Raw genomic sequence first — 520 nt, 5'->3', positions numbered from 1 at the left:
CGCAGATCGACGCTGCCAGTCCGGCCGACCCAGGACCGCTTCTGCTGGCGCAGGTCCTGCAGCCGCCGCAGCCGCCCCATGTTGCGCTTGCGCCTTGCGGTCACACCGCGGTGCAGCCAGTGCTCCTCCGCCTCGATCCGCTTCTGCAGCCGGTAGAGGTTGGCCTCCTCCTCGGCCAGCACCTGCTCCGACCAGTTCTCGAAATCGGCAAAGCCCCGGTCGTGCACCCGGATCTTGCCGCGATCCAACCACCACGTGACCGCCGACACGTTGGCCAGCAGGCGCCGGTCATGGCTGATGATCACCAGCGCACCCGCGAACGAAGCCAGCTCCGCCTCCAGCCACTCGATGGACGCGATGTCCAGATGGTTGGTCGGTTCGTCCAGCAGCAGCACGTCCGGCTCCACCACGAGTGCTGCCGCCAGCGAGATCCGCCTGGCCTCGCCGCCCGAGATGGGTGCGGTCGGCCGCTCCGGATCCATGCCGAGCCGGCCCAGTACGGCCTCGGCCATCACCTTGC

General features: G+C 69.0%; 1 protein-coding gene. It reads right to left on the bottom strand.

Features of this window, described 5'->3' with window-relative positions; translation table 11 throughout:
- Positions 1-520: ATP-binding cassette domain-containing protein (locus tag EQG76_RS01360; protein WP_159709917.1), on the bottom strand; the 520-nt coding region annotated here is incomplete at both ends.

Origin of the sequence: Geminicoccus flavidas, from assembly GCF_009806515.1 — a bacterium.
In the GTDB taxonomy this organism is placed as follows: domain Bacteria; phylum Pseudomonadota; class Alphaproteobacteria; order Geminicoccales; family Geminicoccaceae; genus Geminicoccus; species Geminicoccus flavidus.
Note: the sequence above shows the minus strand (reverse complement) of the source record. Positions and strands in the feature narration are given on the sequence as shown.